This is a genomic window from Clostridia bacterium, from assembly GCA_019683875.1.
Classification (GTDB): domain Bacteria; phylum Bacillota; class Sulfobacillia; order RBS10-35; family Bu92; genus Bu92.
Map to the genome: position 1 here is coordinate 1 of JADGHN010000063.1, position 10,747 is coordinate 10,747.

The 10,747-nt window shown below is 70.6% G+C and carries 12 protein-coding genes and 2 tRNA genes; 5 read left to right on the top strand and 9 right to left on the bottom strand.

Annotated features, from left to right (window positions below; all coding sequences use genetic code 11):
- The 3 genes from IRZ18_06300 to IRZ18_06310 form a co-directional block, all read right to left on the bottom strand.
- On the bottom strand, positions 1 to 428 hold a 428-nt coding region (locus IRZ18_06300; GenBank protein ID MBX5476718.1), incomplete at its 3' end, for a biotin/lipoyl-binding protein.
- Between the two features lie 62 nt (positions 429 to 490).
- Positions 491 to 3,160 (bottom strand): pyruvate dehydrogenase (acetyl-transferring), homodimeric type, encoded by a 2,670-nt coding sequence (gene aceE, locus IRZ18_06305; protein ID MBX5476719.1) that lies wholly within the window; start codon positions 3,158 to 3,160, stop codon positions 491 to 493.
- A gap of 204 nt (positions 3,161 to 3,364) precedes the next feature.
- Positions 3,365 to 3,437 (bottom strand) — tRNA-Lys (locus IRZ18_06310).
- A gap of 142 nt (positions 3,438 to 3,579) precedes the next feature.
- Between IRZ18_06310 and IRZ18_06315 the strand changes: the two genes are divergently transcribed.
- Complete coding sequence (locus IRZ18_06315) at positions 3,580 to 3,954, top strand: VOC family protein (GenBank protein ID MBX5476720.1); 375 nt, start codon at positions 3,580 to 3,582, stop codon at positions 3,952 to 3,954.
- Between the two features lie 56 nt (positions 3,955 to 4,010).
- On the opposite strand, the gene IRZ18_06320 is transcribed toward IRZ18_06315, so the two are convergent.
- The 4 genes from IRZ18_06320 to IRZ18_06335 form a co-directional block, all read right to left on the bottom strand.
- A tRNA-Met gene (locus IRZ18_06320) sits at positions 4,011 to 4,087 on the bottom strand.
- 94 nt (positions 4,088 to 4,181) lie between these two features.
- Positions 4,182 to 5,861 (bottom strand): bacillithiol biosynthesis cysteine-adding enzyme BshC, encoded by a 1,680-nt coding sequence (gene bshC, locus IRZ18_06325; protein MBX5476721.1) that lies wholly within the window; start codon positions 5,859 to 5,861, stop codon positions 4,182 to 4,184.
- Positions 5,862 to 6,078: 217 nt separating this feature from the next.
- Positions 6,079 to 6,522 (bottom strand): MaoC family dehydratase N-terminal domain-containing protein, encoded by a 444-nt coding sequence (locus IRZ18_06330; GenBank protein MBX5476722.1) that lies wholly within the window; start codon positions 6,520 to 6,522, stop codon positions 6,079 to 6,081.
- Positions 6,523 to 6,527: 5 nt separating this feature from the next.
- Positions 6,528 to 7,034 (bottom strand): MaoC family dehydratase N-terminal domain-containing protein, encoded by a 507-nt coding sequence (locus IRZ18_06335; GenBank protein MBX5476723.1) that lies wholly within the window; start codon positions 7,032 to 7,034, stop codon positions 6,528 to 6,530.
- Positions 7,035 to 7,125: 91 nt separating this feature from the next.
- On the opposite strand from IRZ18_06335, the gene IRZ18_06340 reads away from it, so the two are divergent.
- The 3 genes from IRZ18_06340 to IRZ18_06350 are packed head-to-tail and all read left to right on the top strand — an operon-like array spanning position 7,126 to position 9,653.
- Entirely contained in the window at positions 7,126 to 8,421 is a 1,296-nt protein-coding gene (locus tag IRZ18_06340; protein MBX5476724.1) for a polysaccharide deacetylase family protein, read from the top strand.
- Positions 8,422 to 8,468: 47 nt separating this feature from the next.
- On the top strand, positions 8,469 to 9,359 hold the full coding sequence (locus IRZ18_06345) for an alpha/beta hydrolase (GenBank protein ID MBX5476725.1): 891 nt from the start codon (positions 8,469 to 8,471) through the stop codon (positions 9,357 to 9,359).
- 30 nt (positions 9,360 to 9,389) lie between these two features.
- The gene (locus IRZ18_06350; protein MBX5476726.1) at positions 9,390 to 9,653 is read left to right on the top strand and encodes a DUF3243 family protein; all 264 of its coding nucleotides are present in this window, start codon (positions 9,390 to 9,392) and stop codon (positions 9,651 to 9,653) included.
- Positions 9,654 to 9,741: 88 nt separating this feature from the next.
- On the opposite strand, the gene IRZ18_06355 is transcribed toward IRZ18_06350, so the two are convergent.
- A complete protein-coding gene (locus IRZ18_06355; protein ID MBX5476727.1) occupies positions 9,742 to 9,978 on the bottom strand; it encodes a 4Fe-4S binding protein in 237 nt (78 codons plus the stop codon).
- A 70-nt stretch (positions 9,979 to 10,048) separates the two neighbouring features.
- Between IRZ18_06355 and IRZ18_06360 the strand changes: the two genes are divergently transcribed.
- Positions 10,049 to 10,504 carry an Lrp/AsnC family transcriptional regulator gene (locus tag IRZ18_06360; protein ID MBX5476728.1) on the top strand — a complete coding sequence of 152 codons (456 nt, stop codon included), beginning with the start codon at positions 10,049 to 10,051 and terminating at the stop codon, positions 10,502 to 10,504.
- On the opposite strand, the gene IRZ18_06365 is transcribed toward IRZ18_06360, so the two are convergent.
- A partial coding sequence (locus IRZ18_06365) for a hypothetical protein (GenBank protein ID MBX5476729.1) occupies positions 10,490 to 10,747 on the bottom strand: 258 nt, incomplete at its 5' end. The genes IRZ18_06360 and IRZ18_06365 overlap by 15 nt on opposite strands.

The window sequence follows — 10,747 nt, forward strand, 5'->3', positions numbered from 1 at the left end:
GCCGAGGGCGCTGCCGCGGCTGCACTCGCTGCCGCGACCGCACCCGCGGGTGCAGCGGCGCCGCCCGGCACGGCGCCTGCGGCCGCCGTGCCGTTGCCCGTGGCGCCGGCTGACGCCGGAGCCGCCGCGCCCTGAGCGCCCGCCGCCGCATTCGCCGCCGCTCCATCGTTCGCGGCCGCGCCCTGGCCCGCCGCCTCGTCGACGGTGATCAGCGGGGTGCCCTCCCGCACCTCGTCCCCCTCGCGCACGTGGATCTCCCGTACCACGCCGCTCACCGTGGCCGGAACCTCGACGACCGCCTTCTCCGTCTCCACCTCGACGATGCCCTGATCGACCTCGACGCGGTCGCCGACCGAGACGAGGAGCTTGACCACCGTTCCGGTCTTGCCGCCCTCCGCGAGGCTGGGCAGCTTCAATTGCGTCGCCATGTGCCTAGCGTCCACTCCCCTGCGCCGTCATTTGCCTGCGCAGCGCCCGATTCTCGAAGCGCTCAACTCTTGATCGGATCGGCCTTTTCGGGGTCGATGCCGAGCTCGTCCATCGCCTTGCGCACCGCCCCCGCGTCCAGCCGCCCCTCGCGGGCGAGGCTGCTCAGCACCGCGTGCGTGATCCAGCGCGCGTCCACCTCGAAGAACGCCCGCAGCGCCGCGCGCGACTCGCTTCGGCCGAACCCGTCCGTGCCCAGCGCCACGAGCGGCCGCGGCAGCCACCGGCCGATGGAGTCCGGGAGCGCCTTCACGTAGTCCGAGGCGGCCACGATCGGCCCCTCCGTGTCCTCAAGCAACTGCCGCACGTACGGCACCTTCGGCTTCGCCTCGGGATGCAGGAGGTTCCAGCGCTCCGTCTCGATGGCGTCGCGGTACAGCTCCTTGTAGCTCGTGACGCTCCAGACGTCCGCGGCCACGCCGTACTTCTCAAGCATCTCCTGCGCCTTGAGGACCTCGTTCATGATCGAGCCGCTGCCGAGGAGCTGCGCGCGGTGCGCCGGCTTCTTGAGGCCGGACTTCCGGAAGAGGTACATGCCCCGGACGATGCCCTCTTCGACGTTCTTGCCCTTGGGCATCGGCTGCTGGACGTAGTTCTCGTTCCCCACGGTGAAGTAGTAGAAGACGTCCTCGCCCTCGACGAACATGCGCCGCAGCCCGTCCTTGACGATGGCCGCGATCTCAAACGCGAACGCGGGGTCGTACGCCTTCAGGTTCGGGATCGGATAGGCCAGAAGGTGGCTGTGCCCGTCCTGGTGCTGCAGGCCTTCGCCGGCCAACTGCGTGCGGCCGGCCAGCCCGCCGACGAGGAAGCCCTTCGTCCGCAGCTCGGCCGCGGCCCACGCGAGGTCGCCGAAGCGCTGGAGCCCGAACATCGAGTAGAACCAGAAGAACGGCACCACCGTGACGCCGTTGGTGTAGCCCGACGTGCCCGCCGCGATGAACGACGCCATCGCGCCGTCCTCCGTGATGCCCTCCTCCAGCATCTGGCCGTTCTCGGTCTCCTTGTACGGGAGGAGCGTGTTCGAGTCGACGGGGTCGTACAGCTGGCCGACCGGCGAGTAGATGCCGATCTGCCGGAAGAGGCTCTCCATGCCGAACGTGCGCGCCTCGTCGGGGACGATGGGCACGATCCGCGCGCCGATGTTCTTGTCGCGCAGGAGGTTCGTGAGGAGGCGCACCGCCGCCATCGTGGTGCTGACCTTGCGGTCGCTGCCTTCCTTGAACTCCTCGAACGCCGCGTCGTCCGGCGGCGGGAGAAGCTCGATGGACTCGCGCCGCTGCGGCAGGCTGCCGCCCAGTTCCCGGCGGCGCTCCCGCGCGTAGGTGACCTCACGGCTGTCGTCCGCGGGACGATAGAAGGCGACGGCGCGCACCTGGTCGTCGGTCAGCGGCAGGCCGAGGCGGTCGCGGAACGCGAGAAGCTCGTCGTCGTCCATCTTCTTGCGATCGTGGGCGACGTTGCGCGCCTCGTCCTTCTCCCCCAAGAGGAAGCCCTTCACCGTCTGGGTGAGGATGGCGACCGGCGATCCGGTGTGTTCCACCGCCGCCTTGTACGCGGCGTAGACCTTGACCGGGTCGTGGCCGCCGCGCCGCATCTGCTTGAGCTGGACGTCGGAGAGATGGGCGACGAGTTCCTGCAGCTCCGGCGTGTTGAACAGGCGCTCGCGCATGTACGCGCCGCTTTCGACGGCGTACTTCTGCAACTCGCCGTCGAGGACGGCGTCCAGCCGCCGGACGAGCCGCCCTTCGCGATCGCGCTCAAAGAGGGGATCCCAGTCGCTGGACCAGAGCACCTTGATGACGTGCCAGCCGGCGCCGCGGAAGAGCGCCTCAAGCTCCTGGACGACCTTGCTGTTCCCGCGCACCGGCCCGTCCAGCCGCTGCAGGTTGCAGTTGACGACGAAGATCAGGTTGTCGAGCTGCTCCCTTGCCGCCAGGCGCAGCGCGCCGGTGGCTTCGGGCTCGTCCATTTCCCCGTCGCCGAGGAACGCCCACACCTTCGCGTCCGTTCGGGGCTTGAAGCCGCGACGCTCAAGGTAGCGGTCGAAGCGCGCCTGGTAGATCGCCATGAGCGGCCCCAGGCCCATCGACACCGTGGGGAACTGCCAAAAGCCGGGCATCAGCCACGGGTGCGGGTAGGAGGAGAGGCCGCCGCCCTCGGCGAGCTCGCGGCGGAAGTTCTCCAATTGCGTCTCCGTGATGCGGCCTTCCAAGAAGGCGCGCGCGTAAATGCCGGGCGACGCGTGGCCCTGGAAGAAGACCTTGTCCCCGCCGCTGGGATGGTCGGGCCCGCGGAAGAAGTGGTTGAAACCGACCTCGTACAGCGTGGCGGCGGACGCATACGTGGAGAGATGGCCGCCGATGCCGTCCTCGCGCCGGTTCGCGCGGACGACCATCGCCGCCGCGTTCCAGCGCACGATGTTCTCGATGCGCCGCTCGACCTCCAGGTCACCCGGGTACGCCGGCTGCTGGTCGACCGGAATCGTGTTGAGGTACGGCGTGGTCAGCGGGACGGGAGTGTCGATGCCGGCCTGCTGCGCCCGCGCGCGCAGCGCGGCGAGGAGTTCTCGGACGCGCTCGGGGCCTTCGTTCTGGATGACGAAGTCCAGCGACTCCAGCCACTCGCGGGTCTCGATCTCGCGGATCAGCTCGTCCAGGGAGGTGTTGGCCATGATCCCCAATCCTTTGCCTCGAATCTTTGGAAAATCGATCCCCTTTCACTATACCCTTCACGATGCTCTTCCTGTAGGGGCCGCGGACGGGCGCCCGTGACGGCCGCCGGCGCGCGCCGGTGCGAACGCGGCGAAGAGGCGGATCCGGGCCGGCGGCGCGAACCGCGCACGAAAAAAGCGCCCCGGAACGGGGCGCTTGGGCAATGGGCTCGCAGGGAGTCGAACCCTGAACCTACCGGTTAAGAGCCGGTTGCTCTGCCAATTGAGCTACGAGCCCAGAGCCATTTTCCACAACGAGACGCGCGTCGTCAACGGCAAATGCAGGCTCCCGCCGCAATGGCTTGCGCCATTGCGACCGCGCGCGTACGCTCGGCCGGGGGGCGACGATCATGGAAGACAAGGCGTCATCTCGCGGCGAGATGGACGCGGCCGCGTTCCGCATCGACGGCCTCGACCACGTGCAGATCGCCGCGCCGCCGCAGTGCGAGGACGCCGCGCGCGCGTTCTACGGGCGCCTTCTCGGCATGGAGGAGATCGAGAAGCCGGCGTCGCTCAAGGCGCGCGGCGGCGTCTGGTTCCGCTGCGGGTCGCAGCAGTTGCACATCGGCGTGCAACCCGATTTCATCCCGGCGCGCAAGGCGCACCCCGCGTTTCGCGTGCGCGGGCTCGACGCGCTGCGCCAGCGGCTGCAGGCGGAAGGCCGCCTGGTCCAGGACGACGACGCCCTGCCCGGCGTGCGGCGGTTCTACGTCGACGATCCGTTCGGCAACCGCCTGGAGTTCATGGAGTTTTAGGGCGAGCCGGAAACGCCACGCCCCGGCACGGCCGGGGCGCGAAATCGAGAAATCTTTGGTAGCGGCGGGTGGATTCGAACCACCGACACTGCGGGTATGAACCGCATGCTCTGACCAGCTGAGCTACGCCGCCACGTGGCAACCGTCATTATAACAGCGAGGCTTGGCGCGTCGCAATACACGATCGCGATGACGAGCTCGAACCGGCAGGGCCGGCGCGGCCCGCGCTACACCGTCTCCGCGATCGCCACGCTGGACGCCGGCGGCAGAGGCGCCGTTTCCACGAATTCCCGCCACGCGTCGCGGCCGAACCGCCCGAAGAGCGCGAACACGCAGTAGTCCCGCTCCTGTGGACGCCCGAGCGGCGCGAGCGCGTCGCGCAGCCGCTGCCAGCGCCGCCACTCGTCGCGGTGCGCGCGCCGCTGGTGCTGGCGCGCCTTGCCTTCGAAATAGGCCAGCTGGCGGCGCACGTGGTCCAGGTTGGCGCGGCCGATCGGCTCCAGGTGCGGGCTCACGCGCTCGCGCAGCGCGCGGATTGCGCGGGCGTACGCGCGTTCGATCTCCTCGCGCACCTCCGCGAACAGCGCGTCGACGGCCAGGCCGTCCACCTCCGCCAGGCGCGCCTGCAGTCGCGCGCGCCACGCGGCGTCATCGAAGAACGTCTCGACCTCGACGCCCCACTGGGCCGCCTGTTCCGCCCACTCCGGCCAGACGACCGTCGCTGACAGCCGGGGCGTCCACACCGGCGGCTGCCAGCCGGCGACGCCATACACAGGAAGCACTTCCGGCAGGTAGGCGAGCTCGCCGGGCCCGCCCACCTGCGCCACCGTGGGCAGCAGCCAGTCCTGCACCAGCGGCCGCAGCGGCGCCGCCGGGCTGAACATCTCGGGCTCTGCGGCGATGGCTTCCGGCAGGCGCGCGAGGTCGATCGACCACTCGCCGTGACGCGTCGCCGCGCGGTCGCCGTCCCGCACCAGCGCGAGGCGCCGCCCCTGAACGTAGCGAAAGAGGTGGAGGCTGCGCTCGTCGATCGGCATCTGCGGCGCGAACCCGGCCGCGCGCACCCGCCGCTCGCCCTCCGCGAGCGCCTCCGAGACCGCTTCCGGGCGCGCCATGAGAGCCGCCAGCGGCGCGGACGCCAGCCGCCGGATCTCCGGCGACATCGGATCGAGCAGGACCAGGCCGGCATGCTCGAAGAGCGCCGCCATCTGGCGCGCGAACCACTCGCCGAGCGTGCGCGACCGCTCCAGCGACGACACCACCGCGGCCGCGACCCACTCGCGCCCTGGAGAGCCCTCGGGCGCGACGCCGTCGACGAGCTCCGCCGCCATGCGGCGGGCGGCCGGCGGCACCGGCAGCGTGCCCACCGAGCGCAGCGCCGGCGCCGGCGGAAGCCGGTACGGCAGGCGGCGACCGGCCGCGTCGAAGCCGGACACCGCGGCCGCCTCGTCGTAGTCGTGGTCCTCGCTGGCGATCCAGAACACCGGCACGACGGGCCGGCCCAGCTCGCGCTCCAGGCGTTCCGCCAGCCTCACGACGGTCGCGGCCTTGTAGGCCGTGTACGCCGGCCCCGTGAACAGCCCGGCCTGCTGCCCGGTCACGACGACGACCGCGTCCGGCTCGCGCAGCCGCGACGCGCGCTCCCGCGCCGCCGCCGAGTTGCCGGCGCGCTCCTGGTACGCGGCCAGCGCCCGCGCGAGCGCCGCCCTGTGCTCGCGCGCGGCCGCGGCGCCGCCGTGCGCTTCCGGCCAGCCATCGTCCAGCCAGCGCGCGCGGCGCGCGTAGGCCTCGGCGGCGAAGGGGTGGGCGGGGTACAGCCCCGCAACGCGAGAAAAGTCCTGGACGAGGGCTCCCGCCAGGGATCCCCCGCCCTGCACGCTTTGGCGAAAACGCCATCGACAGCCCACGAAAAAACCTCCGCCCGCAGTTCTATATCCGGGGCGCCCGCCATATGTCTCTAGCACAATCGGCGGTGCGCAGTCCCGCGGGGTCCCACCCCGGGTGGCGGGCCCCACGGATCCGGCGGGATGTGCCCCGCCCGGTTGAGCGGCCCGGCCGCGTTCGCCAAAGAGGAATCCCAAGGATGTGTGGATCCGCGGGATTCCTCTTTCGGCGTCCCGGCGCCTACAGCGGCAGCTCCACCACCGCCTGCCCGCGGCTCAGGACGCGCTCCCCGCGCTGGTTCACACCCGAGAGCGACAGGCGCAGCCGGCCGACGCGCTCCCCGCCCGCTCCGGTCACCTCTTCCGCCTCCGTCACCTGTCCCGAGCACGTGACGGTGTCGCCCGGTCGGACCACCCCGGAGAAGCGGACGTACAGGGACTTCAGCGCGGCGGGATCGCCGAGCCACTCCGTGAGCATCGTGCCGAGAAAGGCCATGCTGAGCAACCCGTGCGCGATGATGCCGTCGAGGCCCACGCTGCGCGCGAACGCATCGTCGAGGTGGATCGGGTTCCGGTCGCCGGACGCCTCCGCGTACGCGGCGATCTGCTCGCGTGTCACGGTGCGGGACAGCGGCGGGATCGACGCGCCGACCGGAAAGTCCGCGAACCGCGGTCGAGCGTTCATGGCGGTCATTGCGAACCTCCCCCTCGAATGACGAGCGTGGATCGCCCTCGCACGACGACCTCGCCCGCAGCGTCCCGCGCTTCCGTGGCGACGACGACGAACAGGTGGCCCGCGCGCGCGTAGGCCTCGACGATCTCGCCCGTCACCGCAAGACGCTCTCCCGCGACGAGCGGCCGCGCGAACTCGTACGCCTGGTCGCCGTGCACGAGGCGGGCCACGTCCAGCGACAGTTCCGGATCCGTCGCCAGCGCCATCACCGGCTTCAGCATGAAGATGGCGGCGGCCGTCGGCGGGGCGACGACGTCGCGATAACCGGCGCGGCGCGCCGCGTCCGGGTCGCGGTACAGGGGGTTCGGGTCCCCGACGGCGTCCGCGTAGGCGCGGATCTCCGCGGCGGTCAGGGTGTGTTCGATCGGCGCGCTGCGCCGCCCGAGCATGGATTCCGTCATGAGGGCCTCCTTCTCCAACGCGGCCGGGCGCAGCCCCGGCCGGCGGATGAAGTCATTCGCCACGCGCCGCAGGACGATCCTTCGCAGCCGCGAACTTTGCCCAGCGCCAGACGTCCAACAAGACGACCACTCGTGCCTCGGAGGCCCTGAACGCATGAAGCGCGCACCGCGTCGTCCCGCCCTCGTCCGATCGGCCATCGCGCTTGTCCTTGGCGCCGCCTTCTGCGCCGCCACGGCCTGCACGCCGTGGTTCGCCGCCTCGCCAGGGCGGACCGCGTCCGCGCCGCCGGGCGCGCCCGGCAGCGAGGCCGGTGCCGGGGGCCCCTCCCCCGGTACTACCGCCGGCGGCGGGTCCGAACCCGGCTCCGCGCCGGGGGCGGCGCCCGGGTCGGCGCCCGGATCCGCGGCCGCCAGCGAGACCGGCCCGCAGGAGAACGGCGCAGCCCCGGACGCCGACGCGCTGCGCGCGCTCGGCCTCACGCCGTCGCCCGCCCAGGTGCGGCCCGGCCCCCTTCAGCCGAACGAGGCCGGCCAGATCATGGTGCTGATGTACCACGCCATCAGCAAGGACAGCCGCGATTGGCGCTGGACGCGCACGCCCGACGGCTTCCGGCAGGATCTTGAGGCCCTCTACGAACGGGGCTACCGGCCGGTGAACATGGTGGACGTCGCCCGCGGGACGATCGACGTGCCGCGCGGCTACACGCCGGTCGTGCTCACGTTCGACGACTCCACCGAAGGCCAGCTCCGCTTCCTGCCGGCGGCCGACGGCTCGGATGCGCCGCCGGCGACCCTGCGCGAGGCCGTCGAGCGCCTGGATCCCGACTGCGCCGTCGGCATCCTCGTCGCCTTCCACGAAAAGCACCCGGACTGGCCGCTGCGCGCCAGCTTCTACGTCAATGCAGGAACCGGCCCGTTCGGTCCCCGGGCGCAGGGGGAGATCAAGCTCCGCCTGCTGGCCGCCCTCGGGTTCGAGATCGGCAACCACACGTACACGCACGAGAACCTCAACGTCCTCTCGCCGGAGGAGACGCAGAAGCAGCTGGCGCTGGACCAGGCCGCCGTCGCGCGGGCGGTGCCGGGGTACGAGCTGCTCACGCTGGCCCTGCCGTTCGGCGGCTACCCGAAGCGGCCCGACCTGCTCAAGAGCGGCGAGGCCGACGGCACGCGCTACCGCAACCTGGCCTTTCTGCTCGTCGGCGCCAACCCGGCGCCCTCGCCGTACCTGCAGACGTTCGACCCGTACCGCGTGCCGCGCGTGCAGGTCGTGGACCCGGCGCGCAAGCTCGAGGCCACGTTCCCGTACACGTGGCTCGCCGAGCTCGACCGGCACCCCGAGCGGCGCTTCGTCAGCGACGGCGACCCGGCCACCGTCTCCGTGCCGAGGGAGGCGGCCGCGAAGGTGCGACCGGGGAACTGGCGCGTCGTCGTCACGGACGGCAGCGAATGAACGGACCTCACGCTTCCTGATGGGGTGATCCTTGTGGGTGATCCGGAGTGATCGAGCGTCGAGTGCCCGTCTGGGACACCTCCGTGTTGCTCCTGGAGGAGGGGCCGGCGGACGGCCCGGTGCTGACGCTGATCCACGGGCTCGGCAGCGGCGCGCGCGCGTGGGTGGAGCCCATGAAGTGCCTTGCCCAGGAAGGCCTGCGCTGCCTCGCGTTCGACCTGCCCGGACTCGGCGAGACGCCGCCTCCCCCGACCCGGGACGTGCTTCACCGGCCGGAGGACGCCGCGGCGTACGTCGCCGCCGTGTTGGACGCGGCGGGCGTCCGGCGGACGCATCTCCTCGGGTGGTCCCTGGGCGGCGGCGTCGCCCTGCACGCCGCGCTGCGCCTGCCCGACCGCGTCGAAAGTCTCGTGCTCGTGGCGTCTGCGGCGCTCGGCCGGGAGGTCTCCTGGGGCATCCGCCTGCTCGGCGTGCCGGTCCTGGGCCGGCGGCTTCTGGCCTCGCCGCCGCCCCTGCCGCCCGGCGGCGAGTACGTGCGCGTGCCCGCCGCGCTGGCGCGCCGGCCGCTGCCGCGCGCGTTCCTGGAGACGCACATCCACATGATGCGCCAAGCGTGGTTCGTCGAAACGCAGCATGTGCTGCTGCGAAAGCTGGGCGTCGCCCTGTTCGGACAGCGGCGCGCCGCGGTCACGCGGGACCTCTCACGCGTGGACGTTCCCACGCTGATCCTCTGGGGCCGCGAGGACCGCTTGATCCCGGCGCGTCACGGCCGGCAGGCCGCACGCCTCATGCCTCGCGCGCGTTACGTCGAGTACGAGGACTGCGGCCACTGCCTGCCGGTCGAACACATGGACCGGTTTTGTCGCGACGTCGCCTCGTTCGTGCGGTCCGTCGCCGCGCGCGCGACGCATGAAACGGTCCCGGGCGCGTCATGCTAACCGCAGACCGATCTGGGGGAGGTGCGTCGCGTGACGCTGACCGATTCTTTTGAGAACTTTCTCACGGAACTCAAGCAGAAGGTTGAAGTGGCGAAGGCGACGGGGATGTCGGCGAGTGAGATCGCGAACCAGGCGACCAGGGTGGGCGACTGGCTGGCGAAGAACTACGACCCGAAAAGCCCCGAACAGCGCCTGCTGAAAGAAATGTGGGACGTCAGCAACGAGAGCGAGCACAAGGCGATCGCCTCGGCCCTGTACAAGCTCGTCGAGAAAAAGGTGCCGGCCACGCGGTGACGGATGACGAACGAAGGAGCCCTCGGCGGGCGGCGCCGCCCACCGAGGGCTTTCGCGTTCCCAAGGCTTGCTTCCGGGGAGGGCGGACCTACTTCTGGAAGAAGGCCCGGTTCTTCTCAATGTAGTGGCGCCACTTCTCCGGCACTTCGTCCTCGTCGTAAATCGCTTCCACCGGGCAGGCCGTGGTGCAGAGGCTGCAGCCGATGCACTCGTCAGGGTTGATGTAGTACTGGTCTTCCCCTTCGTAGATGCAGTTGACCGGGCAAACCTCCACGCAGCTGGCGTCCTTGACCCCGATGCAGGGCTCGGTGATGACGAAGATCATGACTCGCCCTCCTCCCGTGCGCTCCGATGTACCTGTTCCATGCTAGCATACACACGTCGAGGGGCTGAATATGGACGACATCGATCGGTACCTCGCGGATCACCTGCAGCGCGACGCTCGCGCCTCCTGGAGCGAGCTGGGCCGGGCCGTCGGCCTGACCGGTCCGGCCGTGGCGGAGCGCGTGCGCAAGCTCGAACGCATGGGCTGGATCCAGGGGTATCACGCGCACCTCAATCCCGCTCGCTGGGGTTTCGGCCTGATGGCCTTCGTGGCCGTGACGATCAGCGCCCCGGAGTACTACCCGGGATTCCTCGCGGCCATCGCCGGACGTCCTGAGGTGCTGGAGTGCCATCACGTCACCGGGGACGACTCCTACTTGCTGAAAGTCACGGTCCCGGACACGACCCACCTTGAGACATTCATCATGGAAGTGCTCAAGACGCTGCCCGGCGTGCAACGCACGCGGACCACCATCGTGATGTCCTCGCCCAAAGAATGGAGTCCCCTGCCGCTATCGCAGATGTAACTGTTCCCGGAGCGCCTCCTCGGCCTGCCGGAGGAAGGCGTCCTCGGACACGCCGAAGACCTTCGGGAACGCCGTCTCCGTGTCGACGTATTCTTCCTCCTGCACGGTCAAAAGCTTTGACAGGCCCTCCCAACCGTACTTGCGGAGAAAGGTCTGGAAGACGAGATGGCTCTGCTGCTCGACGGGATACGTGGCCAGGAGCTCGTAATAGGCTTGGGCGTCCAGCGGCAGGCGGCGGAATCC